The 21,013-nt window shown below is 46.0% G+C and carries 16 protein-coding genes; 7 read left to right on the top strand and 9 right to left on the bottom strand.

Annotated features, from left to right (window positions below; all coding sequences use genetic code 11):
* Nucleotides 1–40 precede the first annotated feature (40 nt).
* Nucleotides 41–3,748: a PAS domain S-box protein gene (locus QUB11_RS06550; protein WP_333390077.1), complete on the top strand. Its 3,708-nt coding sequence runs from the start codon at nt 41–43 to the stop codon at nt 3,746–3,748.
* A gap of 4 nt (nt 3,749–3,752) precedes the next feature.
* Complete coding sequence (locus QUB11_RS06545; protein WP_333390075.1) at nt 3,753–4,871, top strand: ATP-binding protein; 1,119 nt, start codon at nt 3,753–3,755, stop codon at nt 4,869–4,871.
* A 45-nt stretch (nt 4,872–4,916) separates the two neighbouring features.
* Here the strand turns inward: QUB11_RS06545 and QUB11_RS06540 are convergent, their stop codons facing one another.
* Nucleotides 4,917–6,149, bottom strand: a complete 1,233-nt coding sequence (locus QUB11_RS06540; protein WP_333390071.1) for an FAD-binding oxidoreductase — start codon at nt 6,147–6,149, stop codon at nt 4,917–4,919.
* Between the two features lie 210 nt (nt 6,150–6,359).
* Here QUB11_RS06540 and QUB11_RS06535 point away from each other — a divergent pair, with 210 nt between their 5' ends.
* Together QUB11_RS06535 and QUB11_RS06530 are read left to right on the top strand one after the other, a co-directional pair.
* Nucleotides 6,360–6,638: a hypothetical protein gene (locus tag QUB11_RS06535; RefSeq protein WP_333149451.1), complete on the top strand. Its 279-nt coding sequence runs from the start codon at nt 6,360–6,362 to the stop codon at nt 6,636–6,638.
* Nucleotides 6,639–6,689: 51 nt separating this feature from the next.
* Entirely contained in the window at nt 6,690–7,229 is a 540-nt protein-coding gene (locus QUB11_RS06530; RefSeq protein ID WP_333149449.1) for a DUF2231 domain-containing protein, read from the top strand.
* 67 nt (nt 7,230–7,296) lie between these two features.
* Here the strand turns inward: QUB11_RS06530 and cutA are convergent, their stop codons facing one another.
* The 3 genes from cutA to QUB11_RS06515 all read right to left on the bottom strand — a co-directional run bounded on the left by cutA (nt 7,297) and on the right by QUB11_RS06515 (nt 11,660).
* Nucleotides 7,297–7,617: a divalent-cation tolerance protein CutA gene (gene cutA / locus QUB11_RS06525; RefSeq protein WP_333390069.1), complete on the bottom strand. Its 321-nt coding sequence runs from the start codon at nt 7,615–7,617 to the stop codon at nt 7,297–7,299.
* Between the two features lie 168 nt (nt 7,618–7,785).
* Entirely contained in the window at nt 7,786–8,682 is an 897-nt protein-coding gene (locus QUB11_RS06520; protein ID WP_333390067.1) for a pentapeptide repeat-containing protein, read from the bottom strand.
* 254 nt (nt 8,683–8,936) lie between these two features.
* Nucleotides 8,937–11,660: a VIT domain-containing protein gene (locus QUB11_RS06515; protein ID WP_333390065.1), complete on the bottom strand. Its 2,724-nt coding sequence runs from the start codon at nt 11,658–11,660 to the stop codon at nt 8,937–8,939.
* Between the two features lie 315 nt (nt 11,661–11,975).
* On the opposite strand from QUB11_RS06515, the gene QUB11_RS06510 reads away from it, so the two are divergent.
* The 3 genes from QUB11_RS06510 (at nt 11,976) to QUB11_RS06500 (ending at nt 15,597) form a co-directional block, all read left to right on the top strand.
* Nucleotides 11,976–12,932, top strand: coding sequence for an Rpn family recombination-promoting nuclease/putative transposase (locus QUB11_RS06510; RefSeq protein WP_333390063.1), 957 nt, complete (start codon nt 11,976–11,978; stop codon nt 12,930–12,932).
* A gap of 106 nt (nt 12,933–13,038) precedes the next feature.
* Nucleotides 13,039–14,697 carry a CTP synthase gene (locus tag QUB11_RS06505; protein WP_333390061.1) on the top strand — a complete coding sequence of 553 codons (1,659 nt, stop codon included), beginning with the start codon at nt 13,039–13,041 and terminating at the stop codon, nt 14,695–14,697.
* Between the two features lie 477 nt (nt 14,698–15,174).
* The gene (locus tag QUB11_RS06500) at nt 15,175–15,597 is read left to right on the top strand and encodes a hypothetical protein (protein WP_333149438.1); all 423 of its coding nucleotides are present in this window, start codon (nt 15,175–15,177) and stop codon (nt 15,595–15,597) included.
* 199 nt (nt 15,598–15,796) lie between these two features.
* Here the strand turns inward: QUB11_RS06500 and QUB11_RS06495 are convergent, their stop codons facing one another.
* The 5 genes from QUB11_RS06495 to QUB11_RS06475 form a co-directional block, all read right to left on the bottom strand.
* Nucleotides 15,797–16,684 carry an ROK family protein gene (locus tag QUB11_RS06495; RefSeq protein WP_333390059.1) on the bottom strand — a complete coding sequence of 296 codons (888 nt, stop codon included), beginning with the start codon at nt 16,682–16,684 and terminating at the stop codon, nt 15,797–15,799.
* A gap of 226 nt (nt 16,685–16,910) precedes the next feature.
* Nucleotides 16,911–17,627: a tetratricopeptide repeat protein gene (locus tag QUB11_RS06490; RefSeq protein ID WP_333390057.1), complete on the bottom strand. Its 717-nt coding sequence runs from the start codon at nt 17,625–17,627 to the stop codon at nt 16,911–16,913.
* 396 nt (nt 17,628–18,023) lie between these two features.
* Nucleotides 18,024–19,247, bottom strand: coding sequence for a murein transglycosylase A (locus QUB11_RS06485; protein WP_333390055.1), 1,224 nt, complete (start codon nt 19,245–19,247; stop codon nt 18,024–18,026).
* Nucleotides 19,240–19,497, bottom strand: a complete 258-nt coding sequence (locus QUB11_RS06480; protein WP_333070949.1) for a hypothetical protein — start codon at nt 19,495–19,497, stop codon at nt 19,240–19,242. The genes QUB11_RS06485 and QUB11_RS06480 overlap by 8 nt, the downstream gene beginning before the upstream one ends.
* Nucleotides 19,498–19,603: 106 nt before the next feature.
* Nucleotides 19,604–20,836 (bottom strand): RNA-guided endonuclease TnpB family protein, encoded by a 1,233-nt coding sequence (locus tag QUB11_RS06475; RefSeq protein WP_333390053.1) that lies wholly within the window; start codon nt 20,834–20,836, stop codon nt 19,604–19,606.
* Between the last annotated feature and the right edge of the window lie 177 nt (nt 20,837–21,013).

Raw genomic sequence — 21,013 nt, 5'->3', positions numbered from 1 at the left:
GTTGCTAAAGTTAATTAGCAATACTTTTTGACCAAGACTAATGGAACTTGCTAATTTGTCGGCCAATTTACGATCGCCCGACGAAGCTGTCGATCGCCATCCTGCCACGGTTGCGCCCTCAACTTCGCTCGCAGAGGCGATCGCCCTGATGCGTCGGGCGATCGACCCTTGCCCACTGCCTAATGCCCCTGCACTTCCCGACTCAAATGAAACGGTAAAAGCATCCATTAGTTGCGTCTTAGTTGTCGATGAAAATCAGCTAGTCGGACTGCTAAGCCCGGAAAATGTGCTGAACTTAGCCGCCTCCGAATACGGATGGCAAGACATGAAAGTTGCCGACGCAATGACGCGGAATTTAATGGTCTTAAAAGAATCAGAATTTACAGATCTTATTACCGCATTTAAGCTATTTTGTCAATACTCGATCGATTGCTTGCCAATTGTAGATGAACGGGGTCAGCTCCTAGGTTTAGTCAGCGAAAAAACGATTCGCCCAGCAATGTATAGCTGGATGGAGGCACTGAATCAAGAAGTGGCAAAACTCCAGGAACAATGCGAACTGTTAGAGGGCAATTGTGAACTAGAAAAAGTCAGCGATCGCCAAAATGCCGAAAATGCCCTGCGGCAGAGCGAGGCGCGCTACCAGGCGATTGTGGAAGACCAAACCGAACTGATTTGCCGTTACCTCCCAGACGGTAAAATAACTTTTGTCAATCAAGCTTACTGCCGTTATTTCGGCGTGCAACCAGAAGACTTGCTCGGCAACAGCTTCATGTCGCTGCTGCCAGATGCAGACCGAGAAATTTTTCAACAGCAATATACTTCTGTGTCTCCCGACAACTCTATTTTTACCTGCGAGCACCGAGTAATTTTGCCGAGCGGGGAAATTCGCTGGCAGCAGTGGATCGATCGGGCTATATTCAACGAGAGCGGACAAATCGTCGAGTATCAAGCTGCAGGCCGGGATGTCACGGATCGCAAACAAGCAGAAATCGCTTTGCAGCAGCTCAATGCAGAGTTAGAACGGAGAGTGCTGCAGCGGACACAATGGTACGAAATGGCAGTATCGGCCGGCAAAGTGGGGGTTTGGGACTGGAATTTGGAAACCGACGAAATCTATATTGCTCCGTCTTTGAAAGCTTTGTTGGGCTATCAGGACGCAGAGATTCCTAACCGCATGGAAAATTGGGCATCTCACGTTCATCCCGACGATCGAGTTGCAGTCGAGGAAGCAGTAAAGGCTTATCTAGAGGGTGTGACAGAAAGTTATGAAGTAGAACACCGGATGCTGCGTAAAGACGGCAGCACCTGCTGGATACTTGCCCGCGGCAGCGCGATCCGATCGGCGGACGGCAAGGCTTGCCGCCTGACTGGCACTGACACCGACATTACCGATCGCAAATTGACCGAAGAAAAACTCCAAAAATCCGAAGCCGAACTGCTAGCGCTGTTTAACGCCATGACGGATATCGTGCTGGTTTTCGACGCCAGCGGCCGCTACCTCAAAATCGCCCCCACGGCTCCCGAACTGCTGTACAAACCGGCTCCTGAAGTGCTGGGCAAAACCCTCGCTGAAATCTTCCCAGAAGCGGAAGCTAATTTTGCCCTGAACCACATTCGCCAAACGTTGGCATCTGGGGAAACCCACAGAGTTGAATACAGGATGGAAATTGGCTGCCAATTATTTTGGTTTGATGCCAGTATTTCGCCGCTGGAGCTCGATCGGGTGATGTGGGTCGCCCGAGACATTACCGCTCGCAAACACGCAGAAGCTGCACTGCAAAAGAGCGAGGAAAAGTTTCGCAACTTATTTGACGATGCTCCGATCGCGCTTGGTTTGGCAAGCGTGCGCGACTACCGCACGATCAAAGTGAATGAAGCTCACCGCCAGATGTTGGGCTACAGCGATTCGGAGTTGGCTACGATGACTTTTACTGAACTCACGCATCCAGAAGATGTACAAGCAGATGTGGAGCAAGTCAAGCAGTTGGTGGAGGGCAATATTTCTCGCTTCCAAATGGAAAAACGCTTGATTAAGAAGAATGGCGAGCTGATGTGGGCAAACTTGACGGTGACGCTGATCCGCGACCGCGAGGCCATTCCTCTCTACAGCATGGCTGCGATCGAAGATATTAGCGATCGCAAGCGAGCCGAAATGGAATTGCAACAGTTAAAAGAACGGCTGCAATTTTTGCTTGCTTCTAATCCGGCGGTAATTTTTACAGCCGCACCGACAGGGGACTTTTGTACTACTTACATCAGCGACAACGTTCAGACAATCGTTGGCTACGAACCCCAAGAATTGTTAGCAGATTGTAAATTTTGGTCTAGCCGAATTCACCCTGAAGATCGGTCAGAATTTCTAGTAAAATTTTCGGATTTGTGCCAGGAAAAAAATTGCATTTGCGAGTACCGTTTTCTACACCAAGACGGAATTTACCGCTGGCTAAGGACGGAACTAAAACTATTGGTTGACAGCAAGGGCGTTCCGATCGAAATTATTGGTTATGCCGCTGATATCAGCAATTCTAAATACGCCGAACTCGCTAGGGGGCAGCAGTTCGAGCAAGAACGGCTTGTGGAGGCGATCGCCCGTCGTGTCCGCCAGTCTTTGCAATTAGAAGAAATTCTCAACACCACGGTTGCGGAACTCCAGCAAGTATTATTAGCCGATCGAGTTTTGGTTTATCAACTTTTACCCAAAAACGGCGGCCGAGTCATTGCTGAAGCCGTCGCAGAAGGATGCAGCCAACTCGTAGATAGATGTTTTGGCGAAGAGGCTTTTCCGGCTGAAATTTATCAGCTTTATTTGCAAGGGCGAATTTCTGCGATCTCCGAACGGGATGACCCCTGCATTACACCTTGTGTGGTGGAGTTTATGAAAAAAATTCAAGTTAGGGCAAAGTTAGTAGTGCCGATTATTCAGCACAGCGAACTTTGGGGATTGCTGATTGCCCACCAATGCGATGGCCCTCGTGATTGGAAAGAATCGGAAATCAATTTATTTCAGCAGTTGGTGAATCAATTGGCGATCGCCATTCAGCAATCTCTACTTTACCAGCAACTGCAAGCTGAACTGAGCGATCGCAAACAAGCAGAAGCAAATTTGAAAAACTCCCTCAGAGAAAAAGAAATTTTGCTCAAAGAAATTCACCACCGCGTCAAAAACAACCTTTGCGTAGTTGCCAGTCTGTTAGAATTGCAATCGAACACAGTTGCCGACCCGCAAGTAAGCAAAATGTTTGAAGAAAGTCAGAATCGCCTTTATTCTATGGCTCTGATTCACGAAAAACTGTACCGTTCGACTAACCTAGCGCAAATTAATTTTGGGGAATATCTCGAAGATTTGGTAAGTAACTTGTTTCACTCTTACAATATTAGCAATAACCAAATTCAGTTGCAGGTATTAGCTGAACCAATTTCCCTAAATCTTGAAACTGCTACTCCCTGCGGTTTAATTGCCAATGAATTGGTTTCAAATACCCTGAAACACGCTTTTCCTGATGGCATAACTGGTACAGTTAGTGTAGAATGCTATCAAACGGGCGATCGAGAAATCAACCTCTTAGTTAAGGACAACGGCATTGGCTTTCCTCAAAACTTAGATTTTCGGAAAACTCACTCGATGGGGTTTCAAGTTGTCTGCACTTTAACCGAGCAGTTAGAAGGAACCATCGAAATATCCAGAGAATTGGGTACATCATTTCACTTAAAATTTAACGAGTTAAACTACTGTCAAAGATTGTAACAATATGAACTTGGTCGCAAAGCCAATTAATATTTTAATTGTCGAAGATGAACTATTAATTGCTAAAAGTTTATCCCCAAAATTAGAAAAATTGGGATATCAAATCGCCGATATCGTTTCTTCAGGAGCGGATGCCATCCAGCGCGCCCGCGAACTAAGACCCGATTTAATTTTAATGGACATAGTTATCAAAGGCGACATTGACGGCATAGAAACAGCAGCAATAATTAATCAAGAATTAGATATACCCATTATCTATACAACTGCCTATGCTGACGACGAAACTTTGCAGCGAGCCGAAAATACTGGTTCTTACGGCTACCTGCTCAAACCTTTTAAAGAAAGAGAAATGCACGCCACTATCAAGATAGCACTGAGCAAACATCAAGAAGCAGTTAATCTGAAAAAATTAATGGCGTTAGCAGCAGAAAAAAGCGAAAATAGATCGCGCTTTATTTCTATGGCTTACCACGATTTAAACACTCCTTTAACTACTATACAGTTATCGGCTGAAATGCTAGAAGATAGCGACTCGCATAGACCCCCCGGAACTACCCATAAAAATGTCGCTCGCATTAAAAAAGCCGTCAGTAATATGAGTGGGTTGCTGGAAGATATTTTAATGCTTAGCAAAGCTGAAGCCGGCAAAATCTCCTTAAATTTAAATCAGATTAATGCGACGGATTTATGCAATTCTATTTTAGAAGAACTGCAACCTATCGTCACCGACAAACACCTAATACATTTCCGCAGTCACACAAATCCGCTGCACGCCAATCTTGATGCAAAACTACTGCACCACGTTCTGACTAATTTGCTTTCAAACGCCATTAAATATTCTCCAAACGGCGGCAAGGTAAGTTTAGACTTAAGCTGCGAAAACCAGCAAATAATTTTGTGCGTTCGAGATGAGGGAATTGGGATGACACCGGAATATCAAGAAAAACTATTTCAGCAGTTTGAACGGGGTGCTAATGTAGGCAACATTAAAGGATCGGGTTTGGGCCTCTGCATTGTCAAACACATAGTTGACCTGCACGGCGGTACAATAAGTGTGGAAAGTGCGATCGGCAAAGGTACTACATTTATTGTCGCGCTGCCTTTTTTAGTTAGTAGTCATTAGTCAGTAGTCAGTAGTCAGTAGTCAGTAGTCATCTATCCTTCTTCCTTATTCCTTATTCCTGACATCCGTTACATCCGTTACAGAATCCGTTGCCGAACTTCCTTCTGCGATAAATCTATTGGGAGACAAAAGCTCGATCGCCCTATCTTCTTCTCCCCCCGCCGCCTTCGCAAATCGCTCAGCCAAAGCAGGTACAATAGTCAAAGGATTGCTGAGACCCGAAAAAACCTGCAATCCAGGGCGATCGGCAATCGGCCCCACTACAGGCAAATTATCAGCGCTAAATGCCACACTACACTCGTGCCAAGTTGCCGGTAAACCTGCCAAATCAGGCAAAACCTTGCCGATTCCTGCACGAATTGCCGTTTCGCTGGTTTCGCGATCGACTTTAGCATTCAAATCGCTCAAAGTGCGCGACAATTGCCCGATCCGCAAACTGCCATCATTAAATTGAATGGCACCCGAATCTAAAATCGGCGACAGCAACTCTTTACCAGGTTCATCCCAAAGAAAATCCACCTCATTTCTAGTCGATTCAGCTTCCAATTCAAAACGTTTTAATACCGCAGGCATCACCAAAGTCCTGAGTTTCAAATCCACAGGTGCAGTTTCCAAAATCTCGGTGCGAGTAAAATAAACTCCCACAGAAACACCAGCCAACTTCAGTAAACTCCGACTCCAACCTCCAGCACAAATAACCGTATTTTCGCAGGCATAACTTTCCTGTACCGTCTGGACTCCGGAAATCCGATTTCCCTCTTCTATAAACCCAATTACTTCAGCAAATTCTATAGTTCCTCCCAACCGCAGAAACCCTTGAAAATAAGCTTTATTTGTGGAAGTCGGCGAAATGTGACCGTGACGCACAGTCAGAGATCCGGCGATCGCACTTTTATTCAGCAAAGGTTCCAACTCGCCAGCTTCTGCAACACTCAAAAGCTGCGGAACGATCGCAAAATGCGCGTAATTAGCCGCCACTTTTTCTACATCATTGCCCGCATCAATTGTCAGCAACAAATCCAACTCGCGAAACTCAGTATCAGCATCTAATTGGGCTGATAAATGGCGGTGGCGTTCGATACCTTCCCGACACAATTGCCGAGTTAAATCAGTCGTCCCCGACCAATAAGCCAAGCCGCCATAACTAAAACGAGTAGCATTTTGCATGGTAGCATCTCGTTCCAAAAGCAGCACAGCAAAACCTTTTTTTGCCAGTTCGTAACTCAGTGCCGCACCCGTAATGCCACCGCCGACAACAATCCAATCGTAACTTTTCATGGGCAACTCAAAGGGAAGGAAAATATCATGCTTAGATTTTAGCTTAGTTTTTTCGGAACAAATCGAAAAACCTCTACCTACAGGAAGAGGCTGCCTGCGATCGCCCTAACTGAAACTTCCACCCGTCGGGAGATGTTTGCGTAGAGATATTTTTCGTTCAATAGTAGGAATTAGAGTCAGCAAAAAATTAGAAATACCAGAGAGGTTTTTATGAGTATCGACAAACCAGGCAAAGATATGGAGCGCACTGTCAATCCGGGCGATCGTATTTCCGACGAACCGCAAACCATCGAAGAAAAAGCCCAGCAACTAGCGGTAGACCACGTACCCGACATCACGGGAGATACAGTTACAGTTCCAACTTATGTGATCGTCGAAGAACCGGATGGGGAAAAGAAAGCTTTGCACCACGTCAAAGACGCCGAGGAAATTTCCGACGTAATTCGGCAGGCCCGCGTTGACGAAAATGGCGAGCGGATTTGGGATTAAGTTCAATCCAATAAAAACGGCTTTGTTGTACAAAAGTTATCGGTATAAATCATGGAAACAAATCAAAGAAATAGTACGCCCTATCCCAATCTTCCGCCGATTTTAGAAAGTGACGACAGAGAGTATCGCGACGCCGGTATTACGAGTACGCTTTCAGTTGCAGGCCATCCCATCCACCCCATCATCGTCATCTTTCCGGTAGCCTTTTTAGTAGGAGCCGCCGGCACGGACATCGGTTATTGGCTGACAAGCGATCCGTTTTGGGCGAGAGCTTCGGTTTGGCTGATGGGTGTCGGTTTTGCTGCGGGGATTTTGGCCGCAATCACGGGCTTTTTAGATTTTTTCAAAGTTAAAAGAGTGCGCGAGCGCAGTGCCGGTTGGTTGCACATGGGCGGCAATGTGGCGGTTATGGTACTTACCCTGATTAACCTGGTGTTGCGACAAGGAAATCCGGCTGAGCCGATCGTATATACAGGTTTAGCAATATCGATCGTCGTGGCAACCTTGCTGGGCATTACAGGCTGGTTCGGCGGCGAACTAAGTTTTCGCCACAAAATCGGCGTCATTGGCCCTACGAGTCATAATTCCTAGCTTCCTGACCATTTGTAGTAGGGACTTCCGTCCCTCTTCATTGGATAATTTAGGACTAAAATCTTGACTACAAACTTAAAGATTGTCCCAGCCAATTGAGATAAGCATCGCTGCTAGCGATAATAGGAATAGCAATAATTTCGGGAACTTCATAGGAATGGAGTTCCTGAACTTTTGTTTTTAAAGCCTCAAATTTAGCCAAATCAGTTTTAATCACCAACTGCCACTCTGACTCGGAATGAATCTCGCCTTGCCAAGTATAAATAGAGCGAATGGGCGACAAACTCACACAAGCAGCCAGCTTGTGTTCAACTAAAGATTTAGCGAGATTCTCCGCCTCCGCCTCCGATGCCGCAGTTACCAGCACCACCCCAAAATTAATTGTCATAGTCATCAGTGAACAGTGAACAGTCAATCGATTTTAGATTGAAGAATTGAAGAATTGAAGAATTGAAGCATTGAAGCATTGAAGCATTGACCCCACGGATAAATTCGGGAGCTTGTATCCTGGATGCTTTCGGTCAACAGTCAACAGTCAACAGTCAACAGTCAACAATCAACCATTAATCTCATTAACTTCCCAAGAATTGACTCTGCCCGCCCCAGCTAAGGAAAAATAGCGCCTAGTAGAATCCGGCAAAATAGCTCCCGCCAACAAAGCATTATCTAAATTAGCTCCTATTAACGTCGCCTCGCTCAAATCTGCTGACATCAAATCAGCTTGACACAACTTTGCCCAATTCAGATTTGCCCCTCTCAAACAACTTCCCCTCAACTTAGCCCCGGTTAAGTTTGCACCCGCCAACTTCACCCCACGCAACTGAGCCGCGCTGAAATTCGCCCCCGCCAAATTAGAGCCTTCCAAATTAGCTCCCATTAGTTTAGCTTCACTCACGTTAACGCCGCTCAAATCTACACCGCAGAGATTCACTCCTGTCAACTGCGCTCGCCGCAGACTGACTCCCGTTAATTGAGCTCCAAAAAGTTTTGCACTGTTGAGCCTTGCACCGTAAAGGTTGGCCCACTTAAAATTAGCTGCCGTCAGATTAGCGCCCAGCAAGTTAACTAATTGCAAGTCGGCGCTGCACAAATTGGCATTCCACAACACAGCACCCCGCAGGTTGGCGCTAGTTAAAGTTGCGCCGGTTAACTTTACTCTGGGCAATTTTGCTTTTACCAAAAAAGCTCCACTCAAATTAGCTTTTGTCAAATCTGCACCCGAAAGTTGGGTTTCGCCCATTTTGGCAAAAGTCAGATTTGTTCTTTGCATCTGTGCATCTTTGAGTGTTGCTTTGGTGAGAAACGCTCTGCTGAGGTTTGCCCCGGAAAGATTAGCTCGCGAAAGGTTGACTCCGATTAAGATTGCTCCGCTGAGGTTTTTCCCGCTGAGGTCGGCTCCAGTAAAGTCTCTTTGTCCTTTTTCGTAATTGTTGAGCAGTTCACTAACTTCCATAGGGCATCATACCTTCTATGATTGGGGGGGTTTCGATCCAGAAATCTTTACTGTTAAGGTTGTTTCAGAAAGGAAACTGTTTTAGAAAGGAAACTGTTTTAGCGTTTGCCTCAAACGGTATAAATTTCATTAACATCACTTTCTGTTTAAAGGCAATCTCTTAATAAAGATTTTATATCTTCCACGCGGTAGCGATCGCCCTTTCGGTATTTTTGAATTAAAAGTTAATGTTTCTTGACATAGATAGTCATTCCTTAAGGCTCAACCGTAATTCGCAACTTCAGGCGCAGCGTGCCCTTTAATCCTGCGGGAGGTTGCCAGGAACTCAAGGCCCTCTTGAGAGTCTCTACAGCGTCTGTTGCTTGCAGCGTCGAGGTTTTAGTGTCGTTAGCGAAGCCCTCGAAGAGGATCGCCACTCTGGCAATACGGCCGTCTTGTACCGATAACTTCCATATCGTTTCACCGCTAACCCCCGCCGGGAGATTAACAGATTGCAGGTATTGAGTCAAAGCCGCGAGTGCCCCGGCATCCAACCCTTCGGCGCTAACTACTTGGAGGCGAGAAACCTTTTGCTGCGAGGGTTGCAACTCACCGTAACCGGGGGGGCGCGGCATAGCAGGAATTGGACTTACCGGTGCCGAGTTGCGATTCGAGGTAACGCTGCGAGTGCCGCCTCTAGTTGGCTCTGCCCCTTCCGACTCGAAAATACCCTCATAGCTGACACCCTGCGGCAATTCCACAGGCACTTGCACGCGGCGACGAGATCCATCTGGTTCCACTCGCACTTCTTCGCTCACAGCCACAAAAGCCGTGTATTCCGACAGCAAGCGATAAGTCAGAGCAGTATTAGTCACAGCTTCCACCAGAGATTTAGTCTCGCCACCAAACATTTGATTCATTAAATCTTTAATGCGCGATCGCCCCCAAAGTTGAGCTACCGCCGGATTGCCAAAATCCGTAGCGGTTGCTGCGACAGAATTTGACTCTCGCTGCCGCCCGCCGGATTGAGCAAAATTAACAGGTAAAACTTGCTCGTAAGCTTTGCCACCTGCAAGAGTGCCGCGGATGCGAAGTTGGCCGGGGGCTCGATCGGCCTTTTTGCCAAACAAAACCAGTGGCCCACTCGCAAACAAGTCTGGGGGCGCGATCGGATAAATCTCCGGTTTTTCCCCCATTCCTTCCCAACTAACTTGAATATTAGTCAATACCGGACGATTAATTTGACTAAAAAACTTTTCTGCTGCTTCTGCTGACGGTTCATCTTGACGAATTACTTGAGACGTGCCTCTTCCCACTTCCGCCAAACGGTTGAGCAAAAAGCGATTCACCGAACCGCCGACACCAAAACTATAAAGTCGATTTCCTGGTTTCAGACTCTGGTGAACCAGAGCCAGCACTTCATTTTCATTACCAATGTAACCGTCCGTAATTAATACAATACTCCGCAGCCTTCCCGTAGCCGCCGGAAAATTCATCACGGTTTGAAGGCCGTTAAGCAGTTCAGTACCACCGTTAGCCTGCAACTTCTCGATATAATTAATAGCACTTTGTCGGTTGGCTGGCGTATTTGCTAAAGGCGTTGTTGAAAGCGCTTTCGCAGTGTTGGCAAAATCAATAATAGTAAAAGTATCGTTGGGATTCAGCCCTTGAATGAAGCGGCGCATCAACTCCTGAGATTTTGCCAGCGGTTCGCCCTGTTGAGAACCGGAAGTATCCATCAGAAACACGACATCTTTAGGTACAATTTCATTAGTTTTGTAGTTCAATGCCGGAATTAAATAAGTAGCAAAATGACCGCCCCGCTTGTCGGATTGAGTCAAAATAGTTGCGCGAGTATTTTCGCCAGCGACTCGATAGCGCAGAATTAAATCTTTATTGGGAATTGTGTCAGAATTGGCTAATTGGACTTGCACAATATTGCCGCTGCGGTGAGTGGTAATTTGATGGGAAGTAGAGCGGACATCGCCGATCGCAACTCCGGCATCTATTTCTACCGAAACAGCAATATTGTGACCCGATATCGTTCCCGGAGGCAAGACAGGCGGGTTAATGCGATCGGCATCGGTATTCACCCCCCCCTGCCCCCCCCTTAGCAAGGGGGGGAATTGAGAATCGCCCCCCCTTGCTAAGGGGGGGAATTGAGAATCGCCCCCCCTTGCTAAGGGGGGGAATTGAGAATCGCCCCCCCTTGCTAAGGGGGGGTTGGGGGGGGTCGAATTTCCCGCCCCTGAAGACTCAGAACGATCGCCCCCCCTTACTAAGGGGGGGTTGGGGGGGGTCGAATTTCCCGAAATATAGCGAGGCCCTACCACCATTGGAAACACAAATTCGTAATCGCCGCCGGCAAACTTGAGACTTTCCGTGTAGCGAATCGTAACTTCAATTTTTTCTCCCGGTTTGATATTAGCGAGAGACTGAGTAAAAATATTGGATCGTTCTTGTTCCAACAAACCCGCACTCCGGCCTTGCTTTCTGGCTTGTTCGTAAATTTCCAAAGCTTCCTCGCGCCGTTTGATATCAGCTTTAATAGTTCGTGAGCCTATTTTAATTTCCATATCATCCACCGCCGCTTCGTCGGGCAAAGGAAATATATAAACAGCTTCTATAGATTCAGGAAAAGGATTTTCAAACTTCTGAACAACTTCGACGCGGGAGATATTGCCAGCTATTTTGGCTTTAACTTCAGTCTGCTTGAGAGGAAAGACTTGTTCTGAGGTCGTATTTTGAGTTTTGACGAACAAACCGCCGACTCGACAGCGAGTTTCGGGCGATCGTCCGCCATTGCAATTAACATCGTTACTAGCGATGATTTTCGGCGACACAGACGAATAATTTTCCCCAGGCTCTTTTGCCCGCGCTGCATTGGGAGCGCCCCACGCGCCACACTCGTTAGCGAAGCCCTCGAAGAGGATCGCAGCGAGCAATGCCATACCAGTACAAAGCAACCGTTGAGGGGAGAGAACGCAGACAAACTTCATAGCTGTTGTTTTTTAGCAGACTTGAGGTGCTTTGTTTACCATGACTTTACGATTGCCGAAACGTTCCTGAGTTAGCTTTTTGGGAAAAATGACTGAGCGCGTAGGGCTGATTTTAGATTTTAGATTTTAGATTAACTCTACAGGCGCTCATGGGGGAGTGGAACTTTTGTCTAGATTGCTGTGGGCTTGCATCTGTATTTGGGTGAGGTCGGTTGGGGCGATCGTCCGCGAACCCAACCTAGAAGATTGTATGATAGTTAAATAATTAAATAACTCTAACCTCAACCTCTCAATCTCTAATAAATTGAAAAAGCCATGAATTTTATTAACCCCAAAACCGACTTTGCATTTAAAAAAATCTTCGGCTCTGCTGACAGCAAAGACATTTTGATTAGCTTCTTAAATGCCATCCTCTACGAAGCGCAGCCAGTCATCGAAGATTTAGAAATTCTTGACCCTTATTTAGCTCCCAAAATCAAAGGAGTCAAAGATACTTACTTGGATGTAAAAGCAAAAATTGGTGGCAGCAAAACTGTGATCATTGAAATGCAGGTATTGAATGTAGAATCCTTTGAGAAGCGGATTTTATACAATGCTACCAAAGCTTACTCAGTGCAATTGAAAAGCGGAGAAAACTACAACCTCTTAAATCCCGTGATTGCCTTGACGATTACAGATTTCCAAATGTTTGAGCATCTGGAAACAGTAATTTCGCGGTTTTGTATCAACGAAAAAAACAACTTAGTCGATTATTTGGCGGATGAATTAGAATTTGTATTTGTTGAATTGCCAAAATTTGACAAGACTTTAGCAGAATTAGAGACTCTGACTGATAAGTGGATATATTTCATGAAAACCGCTCGCACGTTAAGGTCTGTGCCGGAAGAGTTGGGAAATGTACCGGAACTCCGCAAAGCTTTTACAATTGCCAATGAAGCAAATCTCGATCCTGATGAATTGGAGGATTTAGAAAGGCGAGAAATTTTTATTCAAGACCAGCGCGGTGCAATTACCAAAGCTACCAGAATCGGGATAGAACAAGGAATCAGACAAGGCATCGAACAAGGCATCGAACAAGGTATCAAACAAGGAAATGTGACATTAATTGTTCGTCAGTTGGAGCGCAGTGTCGGCCTGCTGTCGCCGGAGATTCAAACCCGCATCGCTCAGTTATCCGCTCAGCAATTACAGAATCTAGGAGAGGCACTATTAGACTTTGCCAGCGTGTCAGATTTGACAACTTGGTTGCAAGCACATAACAATCGTCAATAATTTGGTCAAATGGGTGTAGGGGCAATCCCCCGTGGTTGCCCTTATGGATTACCTATGTCACATTTGAGTCTGACCTGACATTGAAGCATCTAAAGTCGAAAATCCTATGAGCAAATTTGTGTTTGTGACCGGCGGCGTGGTTTCCAGCATCGGCAAGGGAATTGTCGGTGCTTCCTTGGGCCGCCTATTGAAGTCGCGGGACTATTCTGTCTCGATTTTGAAGCTAGACCCCTATATTAACGTTGACCCCGGCACTCTGAGCCCGTTTCAGCACGGAGAAGTCTTTGTCACGCAAGACGGTGCAGAAACAGACTTGGATTTGGGGCACTACGAGCGTTTTACCGATACTTCCATGTCTCGCCTCAATAGCGTCACCACTGGTTCCATTTATCAAGCGGTGATCAACAAAGAACGCCGCGGTGAGTATCAGGGGAGCACGGTGCAGGTGATTCCGCACATAACTAACGAGATTAAAGATCGAATTCACCGAGTAGCAAAAAATACCAATCCCGATGTCGTGATTACGGAAATCGGCGGAACGGTGGGAGATATTGAATCTTTGCCGTTTTTGGAGGCAATTCGCCAGTTTCGCAAGGATGTCGGGCGGCAAAATGTTGTGTATATGCACGTGACGCTGATACCTTGGATTCCTTCGGCTGGGGAGATGAAAACTAAACCGACTCAGCATTCGGTGAAGGAATTGCGGTCGATCGGCATTCAACCAGATATTTTAGTCTGTCGGTGCGATCGCCCGCTGTCTTTGGGCATGAAACAGAAATTGTCGGAATTCTGCAATGTACCCGAAGAATGCGTCATCACCGCTCAAGATGCTAAAAGTATCTACGAAGTGCCGCTGATGATGGAACAGGAGGGTTTGGCGCAACAAACGCTCAATTTGCTACAACTCGAACATCGCCAGCCAGATTTGCATCAGTGGCAAACTTTAGTCAACAGGCTTTACAGTCCCAATCACAAAATTGATATTGCTTTAGTTGGCAAATACGTGCGGTTGAATGATGCTTATCTTTCGGTGGTCGAAGCTTTGCGGCACGCGGCAATTGCGATCGGCTGCGACCTGAATTTGCACTGGATTAACTCAGAAGATTTAGAATCGGGAAACCTCGATAATTATCTCAAAGGTATCAACGGCATTCTTGTACCGGGAGGTTTTGGGGTTCGGGGAGTTGACGGCAAAATAGCGGCGATCGAATATGCTAAACACCACAAAATTCCATTTTTGGGCTTGTGTTTGGGGATGCAGTGTGCTGTGATTGAATGGGCGCGCAACATCGCCCAACTAAAGGATGCCAACAGCGCTGAATTTGACCCAGATACAGCAAATCCGGTAATTAATTTATTGCCAGAACAGCAAGATGTAGTCGATTTGGGCGGTACAATGCGACTGGGTTTGTATCCGTGCCGTGTCAACCCAGACACGCTAGCTTTCAAACTTTATCAGAAAGAAGTGATTTACGAGCGACACCGCCATCGGTACGAATTTAACAACGCCTACCGCAATCTTTTCTTAGAATCAGGTTATGCAGTCTCCGGTACATCTCCAGACGGCCGCTTGGTAGAAATGATCGAATTTCCCAACCATCCCTTTTTCATAGCCTGCCAATTTCACCCCGAATTCCAATCTCGACCTAGCGCCCCCCACCCATTGTTTCAAGGGTTTATCCAGGCCGCTAGCATCCAGGGAAAGCAGGAGGTTTTAGAAGATGAGGGTCGCGACTTGGTGGCTGGGAAAGTTGCAGCAAACTGATCTCATCTCATGTGCGATCGATTAGTTCTGATATATTAGAGGTCTGTAGGGGCGGTTCCGAGTAGACAATATTCAAATCGCCCCGACAATGGACATTACAAAACCCACCCAACAGACCAATAGGATTTGATAGGGGTCGCACTTACCGGACTAGATATCGGGCAGCATTCTCAACGAGTGAAAAACCTCCCCCCCAACCCCTATGCTAGGGCTGGGGGGCTAGTACCACAAGGGAGAAGGCAGAAGGTAGAAGCCAGAAGGCAGAAGCCTGAAGGTAACAATGCTGATATTTTTACTTAACTTTTTACGGATTTCAAGGGTGATACCATTTCCCAAAAAAAATGTAACTTTAGCCAACTTCCCAACCCCGATAGTCATTAGTCATGCCCTATCTAAAATCTACAATCTAAAATCTAAAATGGTATGAGTTGTCAAACTATCCTAAAATACCAGGAAACACAGGTTTGAGGAGGCTTTGTGGCTTATTGGAGCAAAATTACTTATGAGAAAAGTACATACATAATTGACCTTGACACTATTAGTGCTTTTTCTAGCGAACTGGATAACAAGCGTCTCACCTTTTGGCTGCCTAATAGCAGTCAGCCGATTATCCTCAATCCCCAAGGCAATTCTGAGGCTTACAAGCAAGTTCTCGATTACCTCAAAAAAACCATCGATCGCAATTCGAGAGGTTCGTGGATTAAAATTCATTATGACCGCAAAGAATTTGCGATCGATATGAGTCGAATTAGCTCTTTTGCTTGCGAACAGAACGGTCGGCTAAGCTTTTGCCTGCCTGACAGCGCAACTAATATTATTATCCTGCGCCAAAACAACCCGGAAACTTATCAAGAAATTCAGGAATACATTAAAAATACGACTGGACAATCTCTGCCATGAAGCAGTCATTAGTCGTTAGTTGTTAGTCATTAGTCATTAGTCATTAGTTAGAAGCATGAACAATGAAGGAGGAAGGAAGACTATTTTTAGTAAATCCTAACATTCATTTTAATTTTTTTTGGGGTAAGGTGCTTAGGTTGCACCCTAAGTTTAGATATGAAAAAAGCGCAATAAACTGCGCTGCTTTTTTAAATTTTAACTATTGAACAAGCTGCCAAGCTAATTTGGCCGCGCCTACCATGCCTGCTTGATTGCCCAATTCAGCAACCAATAACTGTAAATCTTCGCGAGAAGTTGGCAACACCCGCCGCTCAATTTCTTCTCTCACATTCGGCAAGAAAAATTCTGCACCTGCACTAATTCCACCGCCGATAATAATAGCTTCTGGCGTCAAAATATAAATGAGACTTGCCAAACCGATACCCAGATAGCGCCCGTAAATTTGCCAAAATTCTAAAGCTTTGGCATCTCCAGATTTAGCTAGATTTGCTAATTCTAGCGGTTCCAAACCCGTTTCCCGGCGAATTGCTTGCACCGAAACGTACTGTTCTAAAGAACCGCGATTGCCGCTGTTGCACTCCGGGCCGTCGGGATTTATAGTAATCAATCCTAGTTCTCCGGCCGCGCCTTGATGACCTACAAATAGTTTGCCGTCTAGGATAACTGCACCGCCGACTCCTGTACCTAAAGTTATTAAAATTAGGTCTTTAAAGTGCCTTCCTGCGCCCAACCAAGCTTCTCCCAATCCGGCACAGTTGGCATCATTTGCTAATATTGTCGGCAGGCCAGTTTTAGCTTCCAACCAGTCAGCTAGGGGGACGTTATGCCAGTTTTTGAGGTTAATTGCTACTCTGGCTATTCTGCCGGCGGCGTCTGCGGGGCCTGGAGTGCCGATGCCGATCGCACTTACAGCATTTTCGACCGGATTCAGTTGTAAAATAGCATCCGTCATCGCGGCTAAAACTGCTTCTGGCGTTGCGGGTTGAGGGGTTGGCACAGTTAAGGATTGGTTACAAAGACCATTTTCGCTAAATCTGCCGAGTTTAATGGCGCTTCCGCCTAAGTCAATGCCGATTACTTGTATCATTCGGTTTGGGTTTGGGATGCAAGGATTTGGGATAAATCCTCATAGGATAAACATATTTTATGGTGCGGATTGTGCACCTTACCAATTGAGTTTGTAGTGAGAATTTAAATACTGTCACTCCTATTTTAGTGTATAAAAATTAGCGAGGAAACTGCGCTTAATTATTAATAGTAGTATCATACCGATCGCAATCCCTAGCAAAAATTATGGATACCAGCGAGTTCGCCTATTGAATTTCGCCTAACTTACGTTGCGCTACCTCTCGGTTGTGCAAAGCATCGTGATAGTCTGGTTGGAGAGCAATTGCCTGGTTATAAGATGCGATCGCCTCTTCAAATCTTCCTAAATTATACTGCTCATTCCCTCGATCGCACCACGCTTTCGCCTCTACATTAACTTCCGATTCTGCCTCCACAGCTTCTGCGCCTCTGCGGTTCCCTTCCCCAGAAAAACCCAAACCATTCCCAACAAACACCGCCTCAATCACCCTCCCCTTTGTATCCTCCTCCTCAACCTCCGGCAGCGGAAACCGTGTCAATATCTCCCGCCCAATTTGCCTCGCCACCTCTGACAATTCCCCGCTGCCAATTCTACCTAACAATACCAGCCGCTGCGCTAATTCCTGAAGCGATGCCACCGCATCCGTAGGGGCGGTGCCCCCGTGCCCGCCCTGCAGGTTTTCGCCCTCTAACAATCTTTGCCGAAACCGTCGTAGCCAAGCCGCCAATTCACCATCTTTAAGGCGTTTTGCGATTAAGAATCCCGCTAAATCTCCTCGACTCCAGCCGGCATTCACCCCTTCCAGGATTTCCATGAATTTCGACTCGTATTCCGCGTCAGTTAAGGTTGGGCGGGGCGCAGGTGGTGGCGGCAGTGGTGGGGGTGCGGTTCCTAATAGGCGCTGGATGAGTCGTTTGAGGAATTGCCAAATTTTGTTTAGCATTTGTGGGGATGGGTTGGGTTGTTTCTATTTTATACCAATGCGGACAGGTTTGTCGGTATCTGCGATGGGAAAGGGGCGGGTGTTTGAGTATCTGGGATGGGTGGGGCGGCTTGATGAATTCTGCTATTTGATGATATAAATTTCGGCTAACCCGCCCTACCAATTTTGCTATTTTAGATGTATTATTTTATTATCAAATACCGTAGGGGCGGGTTCGCCAACCATCTATAATTCCCATCCCAAATATTGATAAACCCGCCCCTACCCAACCAACTAACCCATATTACCAAATACCGTAGATAGAGTGAATATCAAAGAAACCGGGTTTTTTCCTAATCTGCGGATTATCGCGAATATTTTTCGTAAAAACCCGGTTTCTGGCCACTCGCTTTGTTCCTACTTTAAAAGCGGATAATACAGTTCTCCTGTTGAGTTGATATAACCGGCCCGATCGCCCGCTAAATCCCCCGTTCCCATAAATACATCAACTCTCCCCGCCCCTTTGATTGCGCCGCCAGTATCTTGATCCAAAACGTACCGATTCACAGCATTTTGTTCGAGTTGTCCTGCCCCATTCGGATAAGGGAGTTTTGTACTAATTAATGCTAGTGCACCGGGTGGCATTAAAGCTTTGTCGGTGGCGATCGACCTTTCGGCAGTTACTGGCACTCCAATGCTTCCTGTGGCTGGAGCTCCATTACTATCCCGGAAGAATACAAAGCTTTCATTTTTCGGCAAATATTTGTTCATATCTGCGGGAAAGTTGGTAAAATATTCCCTTAGTTTCGGCAAAGTTAACTCTTCTAAAGTAAACTTTCCGTCTTTAACTAATTCTCGCCCGACTCCTGTATAACTGTGACTGGTTTTGCCTGCAAAACCGACGGTCATCTCGCTACCATCTGTTAGTTGCAATCTCGCAGAACCTTGGACGTGCACGAGAAATGCTTGGAATCGATCGCGCAACCAAACTAATTCTAATCCTCGCAGCAATCCTTTACTTGCCTGCAAAGCATCTGCGCCTTCTAATTGCAATCTTGTCGGGTGAGGTTTCGGCCAAGATGCCATGTTTGGCGGCATCCGGTACAGGGGATAACGGTATTCGGAATTCGGCGTCCGAGATGCTGCGTAAGTCGGCTCGAAATAACCTGTAAATGCGACTGTTCCTTTGCCATCTTTGCCCGTGGATTTGTAAAGTACAAACTCGCGCTTGACAGATTCCTGAAGTTGTGCTGGGGTTGTGGAACTGACAACTAATTGGCGGAATCGATCGAGGGAACGGCGGACTCGATCGCGCGTAACTCCTGCGACTGGATAGCGGCTGTAAGCAGTGGCGGCGGCTGATGTATTGAGATAGCGGAGGCTGTGGTCGATCGACCTTAACAGCAATTCTTTATCGCCCGGTTTGCCATTTTCGCCCCAGATTTGAGCGTCAAAGGCGATCGACTCCAATTCACTCGCTTGCAATTGATTTAGACTAATTGGTTCCAGCGGCCGCACTGCAACGGCGGGCACGGAAAAAGCGATCGCCAAAACGCAACAGGCGATGGCTAATAGCTGATAGCGAAAAATCTTGCTCAATTTCCAATCTTCCCTACTCAATTGATTATTTTCCTTATTCATCGTATCGTTCGACACTAGAAGTAAATATCGGTTCTACGCGAATTGCGAGAACGCTGGTAGGCCGAACTACCATGTATTCGCCTTGAATATTTTTAATCGGGACATTAAGAAATTCTCTTGAATCTTGTTTCGGCACCAGCGTACTGCTGTACCACTTTTGAAAATCTTGCAGCGTTGCGAAACGCACTTCTTCGCGATGGCCACCATCAAGCAGCAGGTGCACGGAATATTCGCTGGGTGTTCTAGGCATAGCAGATGGGGAGAGTTGTTGGAGGACAATCAAAAATCTAAAATCTAAAATTGATGTGGTTGCCGTTCTGAAAAACTTACCCATAAATACCCAAATCTAGACATAGCTAGACATGAGTGCTTTTGGTGTTAACTTCCTGCTTCACAGTAGCGACAACATGACTGCTGTCGGGTTTGCCTACTCCACAGGCTGACACGGTGGAACTCACCGCCAATTCTGAATGTTCTGGAATATAAATACCTTCAAACCAACGTCCTATGTTTTTCGCTGCATTCAAGTCGCGGTCTTGAACCTGCCCGCAATCGAGACATTCAAAGACTCGGACTTTTAATGGCATCTTATGCCGATGATTACAGCAATTTGAACAGATTTGACTGCTAGGAAAGAATCGATCTATGAGCGTCAATTTTGAGTTAAACTTTTCGGTTTTATATTCAAGTTGACGCTTGAATTCGTACATACCGCAGTCGGCGATTGCACCAGCTAACTTGTGGTTCTTCAAAAATGCCTTAACATTCAAATCTTCAATCTTCACCTCACTGTGGTTTTTGGCGAGGTAAGTTGTTAACTTGTGAATAGCATCTTTTCGGATGTTTGACACTTTTAGGTGCAACTTTGCTAGTTTAGTGACAGCTTTAGCGCGGTTTTTTGAGCCTTTGACTTTACGACTAACAGAGCGCTGCAATCGTTTTAACTTCTTGCTCATCTTGCGGTAGGCTTTAGGATTGGCAAAAACCTTCCCGTCACTGGTGACAGCCAACTCTTTGATACCAATGTCAACGCCAATAGAGGGACGGTCTAGAGACACTGTGGGCTGTTCTATTTCGTACTTGATAGCAATGAACCATCTGTCAGCAGTTCTACTAATTACACAGTTGTGAACTGCCGTAATTGGTAATGGTTCGTGCAGCCTAACCCAACCTATTTTAGGGAGTTTGATACGGTTGCCATCGTTACTGATACCAGGTTTTGCTTTAGTTCCTTGCTCAAGATAAAAGCTGTCCTTAGACTTGCCTTTTTTCTTAAATCTAGGCTGTTTTGATACTTTTTTAAGGCATCTATCCCATGCCGTCCTAACTTCAGTGAGAGCCTGTTGTGGACTTGCTTTCGAGCTTTGATAATACCAGGGATTAGCTGGTTTTATTTCAGCCACTAGGCGCTTGTGCAAGTCAATCGCAGAAGGGATCTTAATAGTTTTATCAGTCTCCCTGAGTGTCAATGTTTCAAGAATGATTGAATTTGCCCAATTGTAAGCGTGTCTTGATACTCCACAATGTTGACGGAACCAAGTGACTTGTCTGTTATTAGGTTTTAATTCTGTCTTAAAACTGAGTAACATCTTGATTTTTTCTGTGTTACTCTCATTATATACACAATAAATACACAGCGTCAAGATGGCAAGAAAAAAGATTTACAGTGAGGCAAAACGTAGGCTTAGCTTGAGTTTGACAGAAACCGCTATCAGATGGCTAGAAGTAAAACAGACTCAACTCACGGCTAGCAGTCTCAGTGATGC

The sequence above is a fragment of the Microcoleus sp. B6-A1 genome, assembly GCF_036705085.1.
Classification (GTDB): Bacteria; Cyanobacteriota; Cyanobacteriia; order Cyanobacteriales; family Microcoleaceae; genus Microcoleus.
Note: the sequence above shows the minus strand (reverse complement) of the source record. Positions and strands in the feature narration are given on the sequence as shown.